The sequence below is a fragment of the Pseudomonas flexibilis genome (genome assembly GCF_000802425.1).
Classification (GTDB): Bacteria; Pseudomonadota; Gammaproteobacteria; order Pseudomonadales; family Pseudomonadaceae; genus Serpens; species Serpens flexibilis.
Genome location: NZ_JRUD01000004.1, coordinates 35,078 through 54,548 on the forward strand (window position 1 = coordinate 35,078; position 19,471 = coordinate 54,548).

Consider the following 19,471-nt stretch of genomic DNA (forward strand, 5'->3'; position numbering starts at 1 on the left):
CGATTCGAGCCTTTTTTACCGGCCCTGCACCTCCTTGAGAGTCAGGTCCAGACAGGTGAAGGCCTTTTCGAGCAACTCATCGATCTGCGCCGGGCTGATCACCAGCGGCGGCGCGATGATCATGGTGTCCCCCACCGCGCGCATCACCAGGCCGTTCTGGAAACAGTGCTCACGACAGCGCATGCCGATTTCCAGTCCCCGATAACGCTCGCGGGTCTCCTTGTTCTTCACCAGCTCGATGGCAGCCACCATGCCGACGCCACGTGCCTCCCCCACCAGCGGGTGGGCGGCCAGCTCACGCCAACGTCTTTGCAAATAGGGTGCCGTTTGCGCCTTGACCCGCGCCACGATGCCTTCGTCACGCAGGATGCGCAGGTTGGCCAGCGCTACCGCCGCCGCCACCGGGTGGCCGGAATAGGTGAAGCCGTGGGCGAATTCGCCGCCGCGGTTGAGCACCTCGACCACCTTGTCGCGCACTACTACGCCGCCCATGGGGATGTAGCCGGAGGTCAGGCCCTTGGCGATCGGCATCAGGTCCGGCCGCAGGTCGTAGTACTGGCTGCCGAACCATTCGCCGGTACGGCCGAAGCCGCAGATCACCTCATCGGCGATGAACAGGATGTCGTGGCGCGCGAGGATCTCGCGAATGCGCGGCCAGTAGCTGTCCGGCGGCACGATCACCCCGCCGGCGCCCTGGATCGGCTCGGCGATGAAAGCGGCGACCTTGTCGGCGCCAAGCTGGCGGATCTTCTCCTCCAGTTGGTCGGCCACGCGGACGCCGAATTCCTCGGGGCTCAGCGCGCCGCCTTCGCCATACCAGTAAGGCTGGTCAATGTGCTCGATCCCCGGGATCGGCAAACCGCCCTGGGCGTGCATGCCCTTCATGCCGCCCAGGCTCGCGCCCGCCATGGTCGAGCCGTGATAGCCGTTCCAGCGACCGATGATCACCTGCTTCTCGGGCTGGCCCTGGACTGCCCAGTAATGGCGCACCATGCGCACCACGGTGTCGTTGGCCTCGGAGCCCGAGCCGGTGAAGAACACATGGTTCATGCCCGCCGGCGCCAGCGCGGCGATTTCCTGGGCGAGCTCCAGGGCCGGCGGGTGCGCGGTCTGGAAGAACAGGTTGTAGTAGGGCAGTTCGCGCATCTGCCGGGCGGCCGCCTCGACCAGCTCCTCGCGGCCGTAGCCGACGTTGACGCACCAGAGCCCGGCCATGCCATCGAGGATCTTGTGGCCCTCGCTGTCCCACAGGTACACGCCCTCGGCGCGGGTCACGATGCGCGCGCCCTTGCGGTTGAGCGCCTGGAAGTCGGTAAAGGGCGCCAGGTGGTGGTCGCGGCTCAGGGCCTGCCAGTGTTCGGTCTGTTTGCTCATCGTGTCGACACCTTTCTCCAGGCCCCGCGCCGCAGCGTCGCGACCTATACCGAAAAGAGCAGGAATTCACGCTCCCAGGAGCTGATCACCCGCTTGTAGTTCTCGTTTTCCGCCCGCTTGACCGCCACGTAGGCGGCGATGAACTTCTTGCCCAGGTACTTCTCCAGGGCCTTGCAGTTTTCCAGGCGCTCCAAGGCATCCTCGATGGTCAGCGGCAGGCGCAGGTTGCGCCGCTCATAGCCGCGCCCCTGCACCGGCTGGGTGGGCCGCAGGCCTTCGACCATGCCGATGTAACCACACAGCAGGCTGGCGGCGATCGCCAGGTACGGGTTGGCGTCCGCACCGGGCAGACGGTTCTCGATGCGCCGGTTCTGCGGCGAGGATTCCGGCACGCGCAGGCCGACGGTACGGTTCTCCTCGCCCCATTCCACGTTCACCGGCGCCGAGGTATCCGGCAGGAAACGGCGGAACGAATTGACGTTGGGGGCGAACAGCGGCAACAGCTCGGGGATGTACTTCTGCAGGCCGCCGATGTAACTGAGGAACAACTCGCTCGGCGAGCCATCCTCGTTGGAGAAGATGTTCCTGCCGCTTTGCGCGTCGCGCACACTCTGGTGCAGGTGCATGGCGCTGCCCGGCTGATCGGTGATCGGCTTGGCCATGAACGTGGCGGCCACGTCGTGCTTGAGCGCCGCCTCGCGCATGGTGCGCTTGAACACCATGATCTGATCGGCCAGGTGCAGGGCCTCGCCGTGCCGGAAGTTGATCTCCATCTGCGCCGGCCCTTCCTCGTGGATCAGCGTATCCAGGTCCAGGCGCTGAGCCTCACACCAGTCGTACATGTCCTCGAACAGCGGATCGAACTCGTTGGCGGCATCGATGGAGAACGACTGGCGCCCCGTTTCGGGGCGTCCCGAGCGGCCGACCGGCGCCTGCAACGGGTAATCGGGGTCGTCGCTACGCTTGGTCAGGTAGAACTCCATTTCCGGCGCGACGATGGGCATCCAGCCGTGGTCGGCGTACATCTTCAATACTTTCTTGAGCAGGTTGCGCGGCGACAGCTCGATGGGGTTGCCCATCTTGTCGAAGGTGTCGTGGATGACCATGGCGGTGGGCTCGATGGCCCACGGCACCAGGAACATGGCGTTGGGGTCCGGACGGCAATACATGTCGATGTCCGCCGGGTCGAGCAACTCGTAATAGATGTCGTCTTCCACGTAATCGCCGGTGACCGTCTGCAGCAGCACGCTCTCCGGCAGGCGCATGCCTTTCTCGGCGATGAACTTGTTGGTCGGCGCGATCTTGCCCCGGGCGATGCCGGTCAGGTCGCTGATCAGGCATTCCACTTCGGTGATCTTGTGTTCTTTCAGCCAGTCGGTGAGCTGATCGAGGTCGGTACTCATAAAGGCCTCAGGTTTTGCCGAGCCGAAATTGCCGGTTCAGCGGTGACGCGGCCAGACGCCTGACTGGCGAGCCGCGCGCGGGTCGTGGGGGTTGCGAAATTGAAAGGCGGGCCGGCACGGGTAAGCAGGCACCCCGGTGCCGGTGGCAGGGGTTGGCGACGCTCAGTGGCTGGCAGGGCATGGGACACATCCGTATCCGCGTTCGGTTTGCTACCGAGCTTAGCGCTGTTCATTTTTTTACACAACTTCCGCCCCACACGACGTCAATACCGGCTGAAACCCACGAGCCATGGGCTCTGGAGGGATCTGACGCGACCACCCGGCGTGCCCCGAAAATGGCCTTCGCGCACCCTCGCGGGGCGTTTTTTCCGGCTATTGACAGGCCCGAGGGTTTGGGATTGACTCACAACCAGGCCACAGACTGATTGAAATTTTTAACAATAAAGGTACGGATCATGTCGCCCCCTCCGCGTGTCGCTCACCCCAGCGAGGCGAGCGTCTTTCTCGAAGCGCATCCGGACGTCCAGTTCGTCGATCTGCTCATCGCCGACATGAACGGGGTGGTGCGGGGCAAGCGCATCGAGCGCAACAGCCTCACCAAGGTCTACGAGAAAGGCATCAATCTTCCCGCATCGCTGTTCGCGCTCGACATCAATGGCAGCACGGTGGAAAGCACCGGCCTGGGCCTCGACATCGGCGACGCCGACCGGGTGTGCCTGCCGATCGCCGGCACCCTCAGCTACGAACCCTGGCAGAAGCGCCCCACCGCCCAGTTGCTGATGACCATGCACGAACTGGATGGCACGCCGTTCTTTGCCGATCCGCGTGAAGTGCTGCGCCAGGTGATCGACCGCTTCGATGAGCTGGGCCTGACGGTCTGCGCCGCCTTCGAGCTGGAGTTCTACCTGATCGACCAGGAGAACGTGAATGGCCGTCCGCAGCCGCCGCGTTCGCCGATTTCCGGCAAGCGTCCGCATTCCACGCAGGTGTACCTGATCGATGACCTCGACGAGTACGCTGACTGCCTGCAGGACATCCTCGAGGGCGCCAAGGTGCAGGGCATCCCCGCCGATGCCATCGTCAAGGAAAGTGCGCCGGCGCAGTTCGAGGTCAACCTGCACCACGTGGCCGACCCGCTGAAGGCCTGCGATTACGCGGTACTGCTCAAGCGGCTGGTCAAGAACATCGCTTACGACCACGAGATGGACACGACCTTCATGGCCAAGCCCTATCCGGGCCAGGCCGGCAACGGGCTGCACGTGCACATATCGTTGCTCGACCGCGACGGAAACAACATCTTCGCCAGTGAGGATCCCCAGCAGAACGCCGCATTGCGCCACGCAATCGGCGGTGTGCTGGAGACCCTGCCGGCCTCCATGGCCTTCCTCTGCCCGAACGTGAACTCCTACCGCCGCTTCGGCGCCCAGTTCTACGTGCCCAATGCCCCCAGCTGGGGCCTGGACAACCGCACCGTGGCGCTGCGCGTGCCCACCGGCAGCCCCGAGGCGGTGCGCCTGGAACATCGGGTAGCCGGCGCCGACGCCAACCCCTATCTGCTGATGGCGGCCCTGCTGGCGGGCGTGCATCACGGCCTGACCCAGCAGATCGAGCCGGGCGAACCCATCGAGGGCAATTCCTACGAGCAGCTCGAGCCCAGCCTGCCGAACAACCTGCGCGACGCGCTACGCGCGCTAGACGACAGCGAAATCCTCGCGCGCTACATCAGCCCCGACTACATCGACATCTTCGTCGCCTGCAAGGAAAGCGAACTGGAGGAATTCGAGCACTCCATCTCCGACCTGGAGTACAACTGGTACCTGCATACCGTCTGAGGCCGCCGGGCAATGCGACACGCATCGCACCATGCCCCGGTCGCTTCCCCGACAATTCGCCCCCGTCGAGCCAGTGACCGGCGGGGCGATACCCTGCCAGCACTCGAATACCCAGTTACAGAGCCTTTACATGTCGTGCCCCCCGCTTCCCCGCAAGCCCCGCGCCAGCAGCCAGACGCGCATCAATGCCATCCATGCCGCAGCCCGCGCCCTGCTCGCCGAGGGGGGCGTTGCCGAGCTAAGCATCTACGCGGTGGCCGAACGCGCCGGCATTCCGCCCTCGTCGGTCTATCACTTCTTCCCAAACGTGCCGCTGTTGTTGCAGTCGCTGGCCACCCAGGTGCATGCCGCCTTTCGCGAGGTGCTCACCCTTCCCGTGGACCACGCCACGCTGCGCAGCTGGCATGACCTGGCGGCACAGCTCGAACAGCGCATGGTGGATATCTACGCCGCGGATGCGGCGGCCCGCCAGCTGATCCTCGCCCAGCACGGCCTGAGCGAAGTGACCCAGGCCGACCAGCAGCATGACCTGGAACTGGGCCGGCTGCTGCGTGCCCTGTTTGAGCGCCATTTCGTGCTGCCGGCGCTGCCGGAGGAGATCGACATCTTCGCGCTGGCCATCGAGCTGGCCGACCGGGTCTACGCCAGCTCGGTCCAGTTGCACGGACAGATCACGTCCCGCTGGCGGGAGGAAGGCCTGCGGGTGGTCATCGCCTACCTGGGTCTCTACCTGCCGCCCTGGCTGAGCAAGCGGAGCGCCCCAGGCGCATAGATCGATATTTATCGGTTAATTTCTGCCGATTAGTCGCCCAAGACAGGCGGACGGCCTTCTTTTACCGATATTTATCGGCTATATATCCCTGCCATCCATACCGGCCCTTCATGGGCCATGCTTAGCCTGTCTCCGGATTGCGAGGTTTCCGCCATGTCCCGCATCGTCACTGTCGCCGCCACCCAGATGGCCTGTTCCTGGGATCGCGACGCCAACATCGCCAATGCCGAGCGTCTCGTGCGCCAGGCCGCCGCGCAGGGCGCGCAGATCATCCTGATTCAGGAACTGTTCGAAACGCCGTACTTCTGCCAGAAGCCGAACGCCGATTACCTGCTGCTGGCCACCGAAGCCGAACAGAACCCCGCCATTGCCCACTTCAGCAAGCTGGCCGCCGAGTTGCAGGTGGTGCTGCCGATCAGCTTCTTCGAGCGGGCCGGCCGGGCCCGATTCAACAGCATCGCCATCCTCGACGCCGACGGGCGGAACCTGGGTATCTACCGCAAGAGTCACATCCCGGACGGCCCCGGTTACCACGAGAAGTACTACTTCAACCCCGGCGATACCGGCTTCAAGGTGTGGAACACCCGCTATGCGAAGATCGGCGTAGGCATCTGCTGGGACCAGTGGTTCCCGGAATGCGCGCGCAGCATGGCGCTGCAGGGCGCCGAGCTGCTGTTCTACCCGACCGCCATTGGCAGCGAACCCCACGACGCCACCATCAGCTCGCGCGACCACTGGCAGCGCGTGCAGCAGGGCCATGCCGGCGCCAACCTGATGCCGCTGATCGCCAGCAACCGCATCGGCCGCGAGGAGCAGGACGGCTACGACATCACCTTCTACGGCTCCTCGTTCATCGCCGATCAGTTCGGCGCCAAGCTGCAGGAACTGAACGAAACCGAAGAGGGCATCGTGGTGCAACGCTTCGATCTGGATGAGCTGGAGAAGATCCGCAGCGCCTGGGGCGTGTTCCGTGATCGCCGGCCGAACCTGTACGGCGCGCTGAAGACCCTCGACGGCAGCCTGGAGTCCTGACATGGCGCTGACTACTCCACGGGCCGACGGCTTCCGCATGCCGGCCGAATGGGAGCCGCACAGCCAGACCTGGATGCTCTGGCCGGAACGACCGGACAACTGGCGCCTGGGCGGTAAGCCGGCACAGGCCGCCTTCAGCGCCGTGGCCCAGGCCATTGCCCGCTTCGAGCCGGTGAGCATCGGTATCAGCGAAGCCCAGTACGAGAACGCCAGCGCCCGCCTGGGTGATCAGCCGAACATCCGTCTGGTGGAAATGAGCAGCGACGACGCCTGGATGCGCGACACCGGTCCCACCTTCGTCATCGACGCCACCGGCGAGGTACGCGGCGTGGACTGGGACTTCAACGCCTGGGGCGGTTTCAACGGCGGCCTGTACTGGCCGTGGAGCCGGGACAGCCAGGTGGCCGGCAAGGTGCTGGGCATCGAGCGCTGCGCCCGCTATGCCACGCCCGGTTTCGTGCTGGAAGGCGGCGCCATCCATGTGGACGGCGAAGGCACCCTGCTGACCACCGAGGAATGCCTGCTCAACCCGAACCGCAATCCGCATCTGAACCGCATGCAGATCGAAGCCGTGTTGCGCGATTACCTGGCGGTGGAAACGATCATCTGGCTGCCGCAAGGCCTGCTCAATGACGAAACCGACGGCCATGTGGATAACTTCTGCTGCTTCGTGCGCCCGGGCGAGGTGCTGCTGGCCTGGACGGACGACCCGGCCGACCCCAACCATGCCCGCTGCCGCGCGGCGCTGCAGGTACTGGAACGCAGCCGCGATTCCCGAGGGCGCCAGCTTACGGTCCACCGCATGCCGATCCCAGGCCCGTTGTACGCGACCGAGGAGGAGTGCGCCGGCGTCGACCGTGCGGTCGGCAGCCAGCCCCGCGATCCATCGATCCGCCTGGCCGGCTCCTATGTGAACTTCCTGATCGTGAATGGCGGCATCATCGCGCCCTCGTTCGACGACCCGCACGACGCCGAGGCCGAGCAGCTACTGCGACGACTGTTCCCGGAGCATCGGGTGGTGATGGTGCCGGGCCGCGAGATCCTGCTCGGCGGCGGCAACATCCACTGCATCACCCAGCAGCAGCCGGCTCCGCAACGGGCCGGCTGACTGGGGGAATCCCACCCGACGCAGGGCGGTCAGCGCTTTTCTGGCCGCCAGCGGGTCGAGGCAGGGCATGCGGGCGGACAGCGCTGCTTTTCGGCTTACGCCCCACCCTCCAACCAGACATCGCGCACCCAGTGCCACACCGACTCCCAGGTCTCGTCGTCCAGCTCGCCGGTGTCCTCGCGCCACAGGAACACCTCGCCCTCCGGGTCGACTGCGTAGTAGTCGCGCCCGTCCTGGCACAGGGGCACCAGATAGCGCGGCACGCCGGCATCCCAGGCGTTGGCGGCCACTTCCGGCAGGTAGGTGTGCGACTGCGGATCGCTGGCGGTCACCGGCTCCAGACGGCCGTAGACCACATCGCTGACCTTGAGCAGGAACTCGCGCAACTCGTAGGGCAGGTGGATGAGAATCTGCTCCTGGATCTCCACCAGGGTCTCCTCGTCCGGCAGCTCCAGCGGCACCGGCACCGGCTCGTTGAGTTCACGCAACTGATCGATGACATCTTCCATCGATGGGACTCCTCTGGGTAATGCGCGCTTTATAGCGCGCCCGAATGCCGCACAAAAGAAAAACCCGGGACTAGCCCGGGTCTTCCTACTGCCCAATCGATCACGCGTTCTGGCGGATACCTGCCAGCAACCAGGGCTGGTTCTCGCCCTGCTCGCGCTCCATGCGCCAGCTCTCGCTGAAGGCTTCGCCCTGATCGAAGCGCGAGGTCTTGCTCACGCCGCTGAAGGTCAGGGTGGCCACGGTCTTGTCCGGGTTGTCGTCCACGCCGTCGAGAACCACGCTCAGGTTGTCGATGTAGGTGGACTGGAAGCCATCGCCCAGCGACTCGCGCTCCTGGGTCAGGAAGGCGAGCATCTGCGGGGTGACGAACTCGGCGATCTTGTCCATCTCGGCCGCGTCCCAGTGCTGCTGCAGCGCCAGGAAGTGGGTGCGCGCCTGCTCGATGAAGCGCTGCTCGTTGAACCAGGCCGGCGCATTGATCACCGGCGCGGCGGCGCCCGCGCCGATCGACTGACCGAAGATATTGGTGCCCGCAGCCTCGCTCGGCACATCGCGCTGCATCACCGGCGGCGCACCGGCGGTGGCGTACTGCTGTTGCTGGGGCATGCTGGCCAGCGCCTTGCGGCGACGCGCGGCGATCAGCTTGAAGATCACGAAGGCGATCAGGCCAAAGATCAGCATGTCCATGATCTGCAGGCCTTCGAAGCCGTCACCCATGAACATGGCCGCCAGCAGGCCACCGGCGGCAATGCCGGCCAGCGGGCCGAGCCACTTGGACGCGCCGCTGGCAGCGGGCGCCGCGGCGCCCGGACGCGCAGCCGGCGCCTGCGCCTGATTCTGCTGGGCGGGAGCGGCCTGGCGGGTCTGGTGGGACGGCGCGGAGCCGAAGCTCTTCTTGTTACCCAGACGTGCCGCGTCGGCATCCAGGGTAAAGGTCAGGCCCAGGCAGAAAGCCAGGGCGATACTGAGAAAACGCTGCATCAGGGATGTCCCTATTGATTGATTCACGCGCGTCATCTTGCCCAGTGGCCAAGGTGATTGCCAGCGCAGAATGTTTCTGGCTGCGACAGCCCGATCAATGCAGCAGGTAGCGCAGCGGGGCGCTTTCGAAGCGACGGCGAAGGTAGCGTCGGGTCTGGGCCAGGTCGGGATCGGGACGGCGCAGCCAGCGGAAGAAGGTGCGCAGGAACAGGCCACTGAGCAGGCATTCCTGGCCGATACGGTTCAGCCACGCACCCCGCAGTCGAGCACCGGCGCGCCACCACTGCACCACCCGGCTCAGGCTGTGCAGGCCCCCCAGTTGCAGGTGCAGATGCCCCGGCTCCAGCTTGTAGAGCAGCATCTGGCCTGCCAGCGCATGATGCGGCTCAAGCGCTCGCAACCAGGCCACCAGCAGCTCCTCGAGGCGCTCAGCGGGCAACAGGGCTGCCAGGTCCTCGTCGCGGGCACGTGCCAGCATCGCCTGTTCGGCGCGGGCGAACCAGGCGTCGACCAGGGCGTCCTTGTCGGGGTAATGGCGTGCGATGGCGTCCATGCCGATGCCCAGTGCATCGGCCACTTCATACAGCTGCAGGCGTTCCCAGCCCCTGGCCTCGGCCAGCGAGAGGGCGGTGTCGAGAATCAGCGCGGCGCTCGTGTCGGACATGGCGATCACCTCGCCGGCAAGTATGGTCGGCCAAGCGCGAGCGACAGCGCAGCGCGACGGGTGGCCGGTAGCCGCTTTCGTGGGCCACGGCTTTGGTGGGAGCGGACTTGTCCGCGAGCTCTTTCGTGCAGGCCGCACCCAACAGCTCGCGAATGAATTCGCTCCTGCCGGGCGCCGTACCAGCCTGCCGCTAGGTCCCGGTACCGCGCCACCAGGACTGACTGGCCATCGCGTCCTGGATCTTCTGCTCCTGGCGCACCAGTTCGCGGTTCCACTCGTCGGACTTGGCGTCGATGAACTGCTCCAGCGCCTTTTCGCTGCGCATGGCGCGCAGCAGGTCGTTCTGCAGGCGTTCCAGGTGCTCCTCGGCGGTCGCCAGCTCACGCCGCTGCAGGTCGATCATCTTGTACAGGTTGGTCTTGTACTGCTGCTGGTTGAGGCGGTGCAGTCCGGTCTCCGCGCCACCGACATACTCGCTCAGGCGGCCCAGGCCGCTGATGTTGTTGCGATAGCGCTGGCACAGGTTGCGCTGGTACTGCACGCGACCGAGCATCTGGCGCACGCGCATCTGGCGGATGGCGGCCAGCTTGCCGAGGGTATTCAGCTGGTCCTTCATCCGCGACTCCCCAGCAGCTGCTGCAGCGTGCGCACGCTGAAGTCGAGGTCGGCATCCTGGCCGGTTTCCTGGCGCAGGAAGCGCTCGATGGCGGGCGCCAGCTGCACGGCGCGATCGGTCTTCGCATCGGCGCCGGGGGTGTAACCGCCCAGCGGGATCAGCTCGCGGATCTTTTCGTAGGTGCTGTACAGCTCCTTGAGCTGACGCGCGGCGTTGCGGTGTTCGGGCGCGGACACCTGGGCCATGCAGCGGCTCACCGAGGCGCCGATGTCGATGGCCGGGTAGTGGCCGACCTCGGCCAGCTTGCGCGACAGCACGATGTGGCCATCGAGGATGGCACGGGCACAGTCGACAATCGGGTCCTGGTGGTCATCGCCCTCAGCCAGCACCGTGTACAGCGCACTGAGGCTGCCCGTTGGACTGGCGCCGTTGCCGGCGCTTTCCACCAGCTCCGGCAGCATGCCGAACACCGACGGCGGATAGCCCTTGGTGGCCGGCGGCTCGCCCAGCGCCAGGGCGATCTCGCGCTGGGCCATGGCGTAGCGGGTCAGGGAATCCATCAGCAGCAGCACGTCCTGGCCGCGGTCGCGGAAATAGGCGGCGATGCTATGGCACAGATCAGCGGCCTTCAGGCGCATCAGCGGCGACTCGTTGGCCGGCGCCACCACCACCACCGCCTTGCGCAGGCCTTCCGGGCCGAGGGAGTGCAGGATGAACTCCTGCACTTCACGGCCGCGTTCACCGATCAGGCCGACCACCACCACATCCGCCTTGGTCTGCCGGGTGATCATGCCCAGCAGCACGCTCTTGCCCACGCCGCTGCCGGCGAACAGGCCGACCCGCTGGCCCTTGCCGAGGGTGAGCATCGAGTTGATGGCGCGCACTCCGACGTCCAGCGGCTCTTCCACCGGGCGGCGGCGCAGCGGGTTGACCGGCGGCGGCAGCGGCGGCAGCAGGTCGTGGCCGGTCAGCTTGCCCTGCTCGTCCAGGGGCTCGCCGAGGCCGTTGACCACCCGGCCAAGCCAGGAATCGTCGATGCGCAGGCGCGCTTCCTCGCGGATCGGGAAGATGCGCGCGCCGGTGGCCAGGCCCAGCGGCTTCTTGAACGGCATCAGGTAGGTGATTTCGCGGTTGAAGCCCACCACCTGGGCTTCCAGCAGGCTGCCGTCGGTCTGCTCCACGTAGCAGCGCTGGCCGGTCGGCTGGTGACAGCCGAGCCCTTCCAGGATCAGCCCGGAGACCCGCACCAGGCGTCCGCTGACCTTGGCCAACTGAACGCTGTCGAGGGATTTCAGGGCCTCGTCGAGGGCATCACTGTCCAGCAGCATGGCCGATCAGTCCTCGACCTTGAGGTGCCCGGCCAGGGTGTCCATGCAGGCGTCCAGGCGCTGCTGGCAGCCGATGTCGGCTTCCGCCTCGGAGGTGACCACGCGGCATTCGCCATGGGCCAGACGGTCGTCGGGCACCAGCTTCCAGCGCCGCGCGCGTTCCGGGTCGATGTCGCGAATGCGTGCGCACTCCTCGGGATTGAGGTGGATCTGCACGTCCTCGTGATTGCCGGGCAGGGTGTTGAGCACTTCCTCGGCCAGGGTCAGCAGCTGTGCCGGATTCAGCGTCAGCTCGACGCGGATCACCTGCTTGGCCACCTTGGCGACCATTTCCAGCAGTTGCTCGCGGCGGCCGCGCTCGTATTCGCTGACCGCCACGCGGAAGGATTCCATCATGCGGTCCAGCGGCGCGCAGGCCTGCTCGAACTGGCGCCGCCCCTGCAGCCGGCCGTCTTCCAGGCCCTTGGCCAGACCTTCCTCCAGGCCACGCTGGTAGCCTTCGGCGCGGCCGACTTCGACGCCCTCGTCGCGGCCTTCCTGGAAACCGCGTTCCTGGCCTTCCTGATAACCCTCGGCCAGCGCGCGCTGCAGCGCGGCCGGATCGGCCGTCAGCGCGTCCTGGCCGTCGCCGGCCGCCACGCCACGATGGCGCGGCGGAAAGCGGTAGACGCGCCAACCACGGGCGTCGCCCCGAATCACTCGTACCGTCATGCGCTCACCTGTCACTCGACCGTCTGTTCACGGAACAGCTGGATCTGCAATTCGCCGTCGGCCGCCATTTCGCGGACGATGGACATGATGTCCTTGCGCACCTGCTCGACCCGGCTGATCGGCACCGGGCCCTGGCGGCGCTTGATGGTTTCCATCTGCTGCGCCTGACGGCGCGGCATGGCCCCGAGCACGGCCTTGACCAGCTCGGGCTCGGCGCCCTTGAGGGCCACCACCCACTCTTCCAGCGGCACGGCTTCCAGCAGGGTCTGCAGCACTTCCTGGCTCTGGCGGGCAAGGATGAAGAAGTCGTACATCTGGTCTTCGATCTTGTCGACCAGCGATTCGTCGTGCCCGCGCAGCAGTTCGAACATCTGCATGCGGTCGCCCTTGAAGCGGTTCATGATGTCCGCCACCTGCTTCAGGCCGCGCACCTGCGAGCCCTGGGTGGACAGCACGCTGAGGCTGCGCTCGATCAGCTGCTCCAGCTCGGCAATCACGTCGCCGCTGATCTCGTTGAGGTTGGCGATGCGATAGAGCAGGTCGTCCTGCTGCTCGACCGGCAGGGATTCCAGCACCTCGGTGGCCTGTCCCGGCGGCAGGAAGGCGATGAACACCGCCTGCATCTGGGCGTGCTCGCTGGCGATCAGCGTGGCCAGCTGGCGGGGGTCGAGCCATTCCAGCTTGGACATCTTGGCGCGAATTTCCTCGCCGTAGATGCTGTCCAGCAGGGTGCGGGTGATCTCCCCGCCCAGGGCCTTGGCCAGCATGTCGTCCAGGTAGTTGCGGCTGGCGCCCTTGATGCTGCTCTGCTCCTTGTAGTCCTCGAAGAAGCGGCCGATCACGTCGGTGACCTGGCTCAGCTTGATGTTGGACAGGCGCGCCATGGCCTGGCTGACGGCGATGATTTCCTCGCGGGAGAAGTGCTTGAGCACGCCGGCGGCGGCCTCCTTGTCCATGCTGAGCATGAGGATGGCGGCCTGCTCGACCGGGCTGGGCAGGCTGTTCGTGGTGACTACCCGGCTCGTCGGCTCGCTCGGGGTGGTGCTGTCGCTGGTTTGCGTACTCATGCTTTCTTCTCGTTACGGCCGATCCAGTGCTTGAGCACTTCGGAGACCCGCTCGGGCTCGTGCAGGGCAAGCATCTGCAGGTGTTCGATCTGGTGCTCGAGACCCGAGCCGGGCGCCGGCAGGCGGATCTCGGCCAGCGGGTTGAGCTCGCTGAAGATCTTCGGCAGGGCGGGAGCCGGTGCCTCGGGCGCAGCGGGCGCCAGCAGGTGCGAATCGTCGCTGACCAGCGCGGCCTGGGCGCTGGCAGCCTGTGCCGCGGCGGCCTCGGCTTCGGCGTCGTCCTTGCGCGGGCTGAGGGCACGGATCGCCGGACGCACGCCGAACAGCAGGATCAGCAGGCTGACCAGTCCGGCCAGGCCCAGCTTGCCCCACTCCAGCACCTTGTCGTCCTGCCACCAGGCCAGCTCCGGCTCCACGATCGACAGGGGCGCGAAGGGCAGGGTGCTCAGGGCCAGCAGGTCGCCACGCTCGGCGTTGAAGCCTGCGGCGGTACGCACCATGGTTTCCAGCTGGGTCAGCGTCTCGGCCGGCCAGCCGCCCTCGGGCGCCACGTCGGCATTGATCACCACCGCCACGCTCTGCTGGCGCAGGCGGAAGGCCGGGTGCTTGATGTGTGTGATGGTCTGGTCGTAGTCGTGGCGGCGGTTGCTTTCCAGGCGCGTGGAGGTGGCCGCACGGTTCTCGGCATCGCCTTCGGCGTTCGGCGCGTTGGCGATCGGCCGGTTGGTCAGCGAGCCGGGCACGCCCAGGGCCAACTGGTCCAGGGTGCGCTCGTCACGGGTCACCTCGCTGCGCAGGCGCGGCGTATCACCGTACACCTGCTGGGTTTCCTCGCGTTGGCTGAAGTCGATGTCAGCGGCGACGCTGACCCGGTAGTTGCCCAGGCCCAGCACCGGTGCCAGCACCTGCTCGATGTTGCTGGCAACCTTCTTCTGGTACTCCTCGTTGGCCTTCCACTGCTGGGTTGGCCCGGTGCCGCCGGCCGCCAGGGCGCGGGTCAGAAGCACGCCGTACTGGTCGACAACGTGCACGTCTTCGGGCTTGAGGTTGGGCAGGCTGCCGGCCACCAGGTTGGCGATGGCGGTGACCTGGTCGGGTTCCATGCTGTAGCCGGGGTCCAGTTGCACCATCACCGAGGCCTTGGCCGGGGCGCGCTTGCCGACCACGAAGGAGTGGCTCTCCTCCTGGGCCAGGTGCACGCGGGCCGAGTTCACGCCGCGCAGGGTCATGATGGTCTGTGCCAGCTCGCCTTCCAGGCTGCGCTTGAAGCGCACGTTCTGCACGAACTGACTGGTGCCCAGTGGCTCTTCCTTGTCGAACAGCTCGTAACCGGCCGGGCGGCTGACCTTGATGCCCTTGGAGGCCATCAGCATGCGCGCGCGGGCCAGGTCCGACTCGGCGACCAGCACCTGGCCGTTCACCGGATGCACCCGGTAACGCACGCCCTCGGCGTCCAGCACCTGCATGACGTCGGAAACCTGATAGGTCTCGCCGCTGCCATACAGGGGCCGCAGCGTTTCGCTGTCGCGCCAGAGGTAGAAGACCACCAGCATCGCCAGGATCGCGGCCACCGCGGCCAGGCTGGCCAGGAACCAGCGGGGGTCGAGCTTCAAGCCCCGCTCGTGGAATTTGTTCAGTAGGTTCTGCAGCACGGGTCGGCTCTCGTGACGCTTACAGCGGCGTCTTCAGGATCTCGTCGAAGGCGGTGGACAGTTTGTTGCGTACCTGCAGCAGGGCGGAGAAGGACACGCTGGCCTTCTGGCTGTCGACCATGGCGCCCACCAGGTCGTCGCTTTCGCCCATCTCCACGGCACGCTGGGCGGCACTGGCACGGTGCTGATCGGCGTCCACCGCGCGAATCAGTTGCTCGAAGGACACACCGAAACTGCCCGGCTGAGCCTCCTCCGAACGCAGCGCCTCGCGCACCGCGCCGCCCTGGGCGACGCTGGTGAACTGCTGCATGCGCGTGAGCATGTCCATGCGCACCTGTGTGATTGAATCCATGCCCGTCTCCCGCCGGTCAAATGTTGATCTGCATGCCCTGCTCGCGCATGGCATTGAGGCGATAACGCAAGGCGCGCGGGGTCATGCCGAGGCTTTGCGCCGCCTTGGCCTTGTGCCCGTCGAAACGCCGAATGGTGTCCAGCACATGTTGGTATTCGGCCAGTTTGCCGCTGGCTTTAAGCGCGGCCCGCCCGCCGGTACCTTCGAGCGGCGCGCTGGCGAGGCTCGCTGCGGCCGGCTCGGCGACCGCCAGGCCGAGGTCGACCGGCTGAATGAACAGGCCGTTGCGCAGCACCAGCGCGCGTTGCAGGGTGTTTTCCAGCTCGCGCACGTTGCCCGGCCAGGCGTGGTGCAGCAACGCCTGGCAGGCGCTTTCGGTCAGCAACTGATCGGGGTCTTCGTGGGGGGCGCAACGCTGAATGAAGCTGCGCGCCAGCGGCAGGATGTCCTCGCGGCGCTCGCGTAGCGGCGGAATGTGCAGCGGCAGGACGTCGAGGCGGTAGAGCAGGTCTTCGCGGAAGCGCCCCTGGGCCACTTCCTCGCGCAGGTCGCGGTTGGTGGCGGCGATGATGCGCACATCCAGCTCAATGTCGCGTCGACCGCCCAGTCGCTCCACCCGGCGTTCCTGCAGCACGCGCAGCAGCTTGGCCTGCAGGCCGAGCGGCAGCTCGCCGATCTCGTCGAGCAGCAGGGTGCCGCCATTGGCCAGCTCGAACTTGCCCGCCTGGCTGCTGACCGCACCGGTGAAGGCACCGCGCTCGTGACCGAACAGCAGGGATTCAAGCATCGCCTCGGGGATCGCCGCACAGTTGACCGCCACGAAGGGCGCCCCGGAGGTCGCACCGAAGCTGTGGATGTAGCGGGCCATGAGCTCCTTGCCGGTGCCGGTTTCGCCCGTGATCAGTACCGGCATGCGGGTCAGCGCGACACGCTGGGCCATGGCCAGCAGGCGCCGGCCGGCGGCCGACTGGCTGACGAAGCCCTCGCGCGCCAGCCCGGCCTGGGCATGGCGCTGCAGCAGGGCGGTGACCTGGGTGGCGCTGAACGGCGCCAGCAGGTAGTCGATGCAGCCCAGTTCGAGCAGGCGCGCCGCCACGGCCTGGTCGGCGTACTCGACGATGGGCACCACATGCAGGCGCTGGCAGCTCACCAGCGGCAGCAGGCGCACTTCGAGGGCGGCGATATCCAGGTCGCGAACGAACAGGAAGAGGATGTCCAGCCGTGCCTGATGTGCAACGGCCGGCGCCGGAAGCTCGGCGAAATGCTCGACGGCGCAGCCGGCGGCCTGCAACTGCTGCAGCAGCAATGCATAGCTGTGATTGTCCCGACTGCCGACCACGCCGATCACCGGCGAAGTTATTTCAGCGGCTGCTGGTCGCTCATTGAAGTTATGCATATACCAATCCAGGGAAGTCACGTTTCAGGAACGTACAACGACTACCTTCTTTCCCGCGCAATAAGACCAACGGCCAAACTGGGATTGCCGCGGCGGCAGGTTTTGCACATCTATTCGTACGGGTCGTGGCTGCAATTTACGCAGCGAGTGTGGCACGCTAGCAGCCAGTTGCCACTGTGCCCAGTACCGGACGCGATTAATACCCTCAGCCGCCATCAAAATCAATGAAACGGGGGCTTTTGATCTTTTTTGATTTAAGGTTTCGCCACCCCTGCCGATAGGGTTGCGGAATGGGGTAGGCGCGCCTGGCGAGACGGCGCGGCCAGCGGCTCGGCGACTCGCGCCGAGACCCGAATCCGATGGACAGCATGACCCGACCACGGATCGCTTACTTATATTCAGGATGTTCCACACCATGACTGGCAACCCGAAAGTGCTCCATGATGTGCCGGCGGACAAATTGCTCCGCCTCAAGCCGCACAAGCTGGGCCGGCATTATCACAAGGTGCCGATTTTCATTAAGGAAAGTTCCAGCAAACATCCGCGCATCATTGCCGATTATTTCCTGCGCAACTTTCGCATCACCCTGGAATTGATCCAGGTCAACGTACACGAGGAATATCCGCACGAGCCCGCGCTGCGTTTGAACAGCCCGCTGGGCCGCATCGGCTTTTCCATCGACCGCGCCCTGCTGGCGGAAATTCTCGAAAGCTATTACGGCGGTACTTCGCTGGCCGGCGAGCTGCCGCCGCCGAACACTTCCGAACAGCGCCTGGGCGAGCGCCTGGGCCGGGAAGTGGCCGATCTGTTCGGGCGCATGCTGCTGGGCGGCAAGTCCATCGGCAGGCTGGAGCGCTACGAGAACGCCTACGAGGAAGTGCACTGGGAGTACGTCGCGGAGTTCCGTTACCAGGCGCCGAGCGGCCTGCAGGGATCGCTGTTCCTGTTCCTCGATCCCGACGTGGTCGACGAGCTGACCAGCCAGGTGAACGATCGACCCGCGCCGCGCCAGGACTGCGATCCCGTCGCACAGATCAAGCAGCTGCCGCTGCACCTGGACTGTGTGCTCGCCTCGCTGCAGATGAGCCTGGCCGACGTGCTGGCGCTGCGCCCCGGCGACATTCTGATGACCCGCTTGCGCGAGCCGGTCGAGGTCTGCGTCAACCAGCATCCGCTGTTCCGCGGCAGCATCTTCGAGGAAAGCGGCAGCCTGTTTCTAACCTCTCTGGAAAGTGTGAAGAACCCATGACCGGACACCTGTCGAACAGCGACCTGGACACCCTGATCAGCGACGCCGACCTGAGCCTCAACGATCCCGAGCCGCTTGCCAGCCTCCCCGAGCCCGCCGAGCCGCAGCAGCGCCTGCCCCAGCAGGACCTGAGCTTCTTCGGCAAGATCCCCGTGCATGTCACCCTGGAGGTCGGTTCCAGCGAAGTCACCCTGCAGGACCTGATGTCCGTGGACGTGCACAGCGTCATCGCCCTCGACAAGCTGGCCGGCGAGCCGCTGGACGTGAAGGTCAATGGCGCACCCTTCGCCAAGGCCGAGGTGGTGGTGCTCAACGGCAACTACGGGCTGCGTATCGTCGAACTCAACAGCAACGGTCTGTCCGGTCTGAAGCCATGATGGCGCGCCTGCTGGCCGTGGCCGGCATTCTGGTCGTCACGCTGCTGCTGCCGTTTCCGGCATTCGCCCAGGAAGCCGGCGGCGGCGAGATCACCCTGTTCAACCTGAACGACACGGCAAACGGCCAGACGCTCAGCGTCAAGCTGCAGATCCTGGTGCTGATGACCCTGCTGGGTCTGGTGCCGGCGATGCTGATGCTGATGACCTGCTTCACGCGCTTCATCATCGTGTTGGCCATCCTGCGCCAGGCCATGGGCCTGCAGTCCAGCCCGCCCAACAACGTGCTGGTCGGCATCGCCCTGGCGCTGACCCTGCTGGTGATGCGCCCGGTCTGGCAGGAGATCCACACCCAGGCCTACGAGCCGTTCCAGAACGACCAGATCACGTTCGAGCAGGGCCTGTCCCAGGCCAAGCAGAGCATCAGCCGCTTCATGCTGGCGCAGACCAACGAGACGGCGCTGGCCACCATTCTCGACCTGGCCGGCGAAGAGCGCCCCGCCGACATCACTACCCTGGACTTCACCCTGCTGCTGCCGGCGTTCGTGCTCAGCGAGCTGAAGACGGCCTTCCAGCTCGGCTTCATGATCTTCGTGCCATTCCTGGTCATCGACCTGGTGGTGGCGAGCGTGCTGATGGCCATGGGCATGATGATGCTCTCGCCGATGATGATCTCGCTGCCCTTCAAGCTGATGGTCTTCGTGCTGGTGGATGGCTGGACGCTGCTGGTCGGCACCCTGACGTCCAGCCTGCAGCCCCTCTAGAGGTAGTGCCGTGCTCACTCCGGAAATCGCCGTCGACCTGATCAGCCACGCCGTGCAGATCACCGCCCTGATCGTCTGCGTGCTGGTGATTCCGAGTCTGATCGGCGGCCTGCTGGTGGCGATCTTCCAGGCCGCCACGCAGATCAACGAGCAGATGCTCAGCTTCCTGCCGCGCCTGCTGATCACTCTGGCCATGCTGGTGGTCGGCGGTCACTGGATCCTCGGCACGCTGATGGACCTGTTCATCCAGACCTTCCGCCAGGCAGGCGGGCTGGTCGGCTGAGGC

At 65.9% G+C, this 19,471-nt stretch carries 20 protein-coding genes; 8 read left to right on the plus strand and 12 right to left on the minus strand.

The annotated features are described in order from the left end of the window. Positions 1-15: 15 nt before the first annotated feature. Together SF06_RS04170 and SF06_RS04175 are read right to left on the minus strand one after the other, a co-directional pair. Positions 16-1,374 carry an aspartate aminotransferase family protein gene (locus SF06_RS04170; RefSeq protein ID WP_037008451.1) on the minus strand — a complete coding sequence of 453 codons (1,359 nt, stop codon included), beginning with the start codon at positions 1,372-1,374 and terminating at the stop codon, positions 16-18. Positions 1,375-1,418: 44 nt separating this feature from the next. Then, positions 1,419-2,777 carry a glutamine synthetase family protein gene (locus SF06_RS04175; RefSeq protein WP_027589251.1) on the minus strand — a complete coding sequence of 453 codons (1,359 nt, stop codon included), beginning with the start codon at positions 2,775-2,777 and terminating at the stop codon, positions 1,419-1,421. 455 nt (positions 2,778-3,232) lie between these two features. On the opposite strand from SF06_RS04175, the gene SF06_RS04180 reads away from it, so the two are divergent. The 4 genes from SF06_RS04180 to aguA all read left to right on the plus strand — a co-directional run bounded on the left by SF06_RS04180 (position 3,233) and on the right by aguA (position 7,521). Beyond that, positions 3,233-4,609 carry a glutamine synthetase family protein gene (locus tag SF06_RS04180; RefSeq protein ID WP_027589250.1) on the plus strand — a complete coding sequence of 459 codons (1,377 nt, stop codon included), beginning with the start codon at positions 3,233-3,235 and terminating at the stop codon, positions 4,607-4,609. Between the two features lie 130 nt (positions 4,610-4,739). Further along, the gene (locus tag SF06_RS04185) at positions 4,740-5,381 is read left to right on the plus strand and encodes a TetR/AcrR family transcriptional regulator (protein WP_027589249.1); all 642 of its coding nucleotides are present in this window, start codon (positions 4,740-4,742) and stop codon (positions 5,379-5,381) included. A gap of 153 nt (positions 5,382-5,534) precedes the next feature. Further along, on the plus strand, positions 5,535-6,413 hold the full coding sequence (gene aguB / locus SF06_RS04190; RefSeq protein WP_039560112.1) for an N-carbamoylputrescine amidase: 879 nt from the start codon (positions 5,535-5,537) through the stop codon (positions 6,411-6,413). Position 6,414: 1 nt separating this feature from the next. Next, positions 6,415-7,521, plus strand: coding sequence for an agmatine deiminase (gene aguA, locus SF06_RS04195; RefSeq protein ID WP_039560113.1), 1,107 nt, complete (start codon positions 6,415-6,417; stop codon positions 7,519-7,521). Between the two features lie 95 nt (positions 7,522-7,616). On the opposite strand, the gene SF06_RS04200 is transcribed toward aguA, so the two are convergent. From SF06_RS04200 to SF06_RS04245, 10 genes are all read right to left on the minus strand, one after another. Further along, the gene (locus tag SF06_RS04200; RefSeq protein WP_027589246.1) at positions 7,617-8,030 is read right to left on the minus strand and encodes an SMI1/KNR4 family protein; all 414 of its coding nucleotides are present in this window, start codon (positions 8,028-8,030) and stop codon (positions 7,617-7,619) included. 100 nt (positions 8,031-8,130) lie between these two features. After that, the gene (locus tag SF06_RS04205) at positions 8,131-9,012 is read right to left on the minus strand and encodes a Tim44 domain-containing protein (protein WP_039560114.1); all 882 of its coding nucleotides are present in this window, start codon (positions 9,010-9,012) and stop codon (positions 8,131-8,133) included. A 94-nt stretch (positions 9,013-9,106) separates the two neighbouring features. After that, complete coding sequence (locus tag SF06_RS04210; RefSeq protein ID WP_039560115.1) at positions 9,107-9,676, minus strand: TetR/AcrR family transcriptional regulator; 570 nt, start codon at positions 9,674-9,676, stop codon at positions 9,107-9,109. A gap of 190 nt (positions 9,677-9,866) precedes the next feature. Next, entirely contained in the window at positions 9,867-10,292 is a 426-nt protein-coding gene (gene fliJ / locus SF06_RS04215) for a flagellar export protein FliJ (protein WP_027589666.1), read from the minus strand. Continuing rightward, a complete protein-coding gene (gene fliI, locus SF06_RS04220; protein ID WP_039560116.1) occupies positions 10,289-11,620 on the minus strand; it encodes a flagellar protein export ATPase FliI in 1,332 nt (443 codons plus the stop codon). The genes fliJ and fliI overlap by 4 nt, the downstream gene beginning before the upstream one ends. Before the next feature lie 6 nt (positions 11,621-11,626). Next, positions 11,627-12,331, minus strand: a complete 705-nt coding sequence (fliH, locus tag SF06_RS04225; protein ID WP_027589664.1) for a flagellar assembly protein FliH — start codon at positions 12,329-12,331, stop codon at positions 11,627-11,629. Positions 12,332-12,342: 11 nt separating this feature from the next. Continuing rightward, complete coding sequence (locus SF06_RS04230; RefSeq protein ID WP_027589663.1) at positions 12,343-13,398, minus strand: FliG C-terminal domain-containing protein; 1,056 nt, start codon at positions 13,396-13,398, stop codon at positions 12,343-12,345. Beyond that, a complete protein-coding gene (fliF, locus tag SF06_RS04235) occupies positions 13,395-15,050 on the minus strand; it encodes a flagellar basal-body MS-ring/collar protein FliF (RefSeq protein ID WP_027589662.1) in 1,656 nt (551 codons plus the stop codon). The genes SF06_RS04230 and fliF overlap by 4 nt, the downstream gene beginning before the upstream one ends. Positions 15,051-15,069: 19 nt before the next feature. Continuing rightward, positions 15,070-15,402: a flagellar hook-basal body complex protein FliE gene (gene fliE, locus SF06_RS04240; protein ID WP_027589661.1), complete on the minus strand. Its 333-nt coding sequence runs from the start codon at positions 15,400-15,402 to the stop codon at positions 15,070-15,072. A 16-nt stretch (positions 15,403-15,418) separates the two neighbouring features. Beyond that, complete coding sequence (locus tag SF06_RS04245) at positions 15,419-16,798, minus strand: sigma-54 interaction domain-containing protein (protein ID WP_081798225.1); 1,380 nt, start codon at positions 16,796-16,798, stop codon at positions 15,419-15,421. 415 nt (positions 16,799-17,213) lie between these two features. On the opposite strand from SF06_RS04245, the gene SF06_RS04250 reads away from it, so the two are divergent. From SF06_RS04250 to SF06_RS04265, 4 genes are read left to right on the plus strand one after another with little or no spacing between them, the layout of a single operon-like run. Next, complete coding sequence (locus tag SF06_RS04250; protein WP_027589660.1) at positions 17,214-18,047, plus strand: FliM/FliN family flagellar motor C-terminal domain-containing protein; 834 nt, start codon at positions 17,214-17,216, stop codon at positions 18,045-18,047. Beyond that, positions 18,044-18,424 (plus strand): flagellar motor switch protein FliN, encoded by a 381-nt coding sequence (gene fliN, locus SF06_RS04255; protein ID WP_039560117.1) that lies wholly within the window; start codon positions 18,044-18,046, stop codon positions 18,422-18,424. The genes SF06_RS04250 and fliN overlap by 4 nt, the downstream gene beginning before the upstream one ends. Next, on the plus strand, positions 18,424-19,185 hold the full coding sequence (fliP, locus tag SF06_RS04260; protein WP_407681108.1) for a flagellar type III secretion system pore protein FliP: 762 nt from the start codon (positions 18,424-18,426) through the stop codon (positions 19,183-19,185). The genes fliN and fliP overlap by 1 nt, the downstream gene beginning before the upstream one ends. Positions 19,186-19,195: 10 nt before the next feature. Next, positions 19,196-19,468, plus strand: coding sequence for a flagellar biosynthetic protein FliQ (locus SF06_RS04265; protein WP_027589657.1), 273 nt, complete (start codon positions 19,196-19,198; stop codon positions 19,466-19,468). Positions 19,469-19,471 lie beyond the last annotated feature (3 nt).

Excerpts from the sequence above, each read along its gene's own strand:
- SF06_RS04185 (WP_027589249.1), top strand. The coding sequence starts at position 4,740 with ATGTCGTGCCCCCCGCTTCCCCGCAAGCCCCGCGCCAGCAGCCAGACG.
- fliI (WP_039560116.1), bottom strand. The coding sequence starts at position 11,620 with ATGCTGCTGGACAGTGATGCCCTCGACGAGGCCCTGAAATCCCTCGAC.
- fliN (WP_039560117.1), top strand. The coding sequence starts at position 18,044 with ATGACCGGACACCTGTCGAACAGCGACCTGGACACCCTGATCAGCGAC.
- SF06_RS04205 (WP_039560114.1), bottom strand. The coding sequence starts at position 9,012 with ATGCAGCGTTTTCTCAGTATCGCCCTGGCTTTCTGCCTGGGCCTGACC.
- aguB (WP_039560112.1), top strand. The coding sequence starts at position 5,535 with ATGTCCCGCATCGTCACTGTCGCCGCCACCCAGATGGCCTGTTCCTGG.
- SF06_RS04245 (WP_081798225.1), bottom strand. The coding sequence starts at position 16,798 with ATGCATAACTTCAATGAGCGACCAGCAGCCGCTGAAATAACTTCGCCG.
- fliE (WP_027589661.1), bottom strand. The coding sequence starts at position 15,402 with ATGGATTCAATCACACAGGTGCGCATGGACATGCTCACGCGCATGCAG.
- SF06_RS04230 (WP_027589663.1), bottom strand. The coding sequence starts at position 13,398 with ATGAGTACGCAAACCAGCGACAGCACCACCCCGAGCGAGCCGACGAGC.
- SF06_RS04210 (WP_039560115.1), bottom strand. The coding sequence starts at position 9,676 with ATGTCCGACACGAGCGCCGCGCTGATTCTCGACACCGCCCTCTCGCTG.
- fliH (WP_027589664.1), bottom strand. The coding sequence starts at position 12,331 with ATGACGGTACGAGTGATTCGGGGCGACGCCCGTGGTTGGCGCGTCTAC.
- fliP (WP_407681108.1), top strand. The coding sequence starts at position 18,424 with ATGGCGCGCCTGCTGGCCGTGGCCGGCATTCTGGTCGTCACGCTGCTG.
- SF06_RS04170 (WP_037008451.1), bottom strand. The coding sequence starts at position 1,374 with ATGAGCAAACAGACCGAACACTGGCAGGCCCTGAGCCGCGACCACCAC.
- SF06_RS04180 (WP_027589250.1), top strand. The coding sequence starts at position 3,233 with ATGTCGCCCCCTCCGCGTGTCGCTCACCCCAGCGAGGCGAGCGTCTTT.
- aguA (WP_039560113.1), top strand. The coding sequence starts at position 6,415 with ATGGCGCTGACTACTCCACGGGCCGACGGCTTCCGCATGCCGGCCGAA.
- SF06_RS04250 (WP_027589660.1), top strand. The coding sequence starts at position 17,214 with ATGACTGGCAACCCGAAAGTGCTCCATGATGTGCCGGCGGACAAATTG.
- SF06_RS04200 (WP_027589246.1), bottom strand. The coding sequence starts at position 8,030 with ATGGAAGATGTCATCGATCAGTTGCGTGAACTCAACGAGCCGGTGCCG.
- fliJ (WP_027589666.1), bottom strand. The coding sequence starts at position 10,292 with ATGAAGGACCAGCTGAATACCCTCGGCAAGCTGGCCGCCATCCGCCAG.
- SF06_RS04175 (WP_027589251.1), bottom strand. The coding sequence starts at position 2,777 with ATGAGTACCGACCTCGATCAGCTCACCGACTGGCTGAAAGAACACAAG.